A 245-nucleotide genomic window follows, 5' to 3' on the forward strand; every position below is an offset into this window, starting at 1 on the left:
TCAAATTCCTCAAAATCAATTGCCACGGTCACTTCCGGGAATGGATTGACTTTTTCTTTCAAAAGAGTGTTCATATCTTCTGCCTTTGTAACGGCATCATCTTTAATTGGCTCGGCCCATGTGGGCTGTCCGTCAATTAAAAAATCCTTCTCGTTTGGATGAACGAAAAGGACCGGCTCGAATACATATTTTTCATTTTCATTTTTATATTCCCGATATGTTTCAATGACGTTGTCTCTCAATAG

1 protein-coding gene is annotated in these 245 nt (G+C 38.8%); it reads right to left on the reverse strand.

Annotated elements, in window-relative coordinates; translation table 11 throughout:
* A partial coding sequence (locus R0J92_RS25645; RefSeq protein ID WP_411053764.1) for a hypothetical protein occupies window positions 1-245 on the reverse strand: 245 nt, incomplete at both ends.

Origin of the sequence: Tritonibacter sp. SIMBA_163 (assembly GCF_046535935.1) — a bacterium.
Classification (GTDB): Bacteria; Pseudomonadota; Alphaproteobacteria; order Rhodobacterales; family Rhodobacteraceae; genus Epibacterium; species Epibacterium scottomollicae.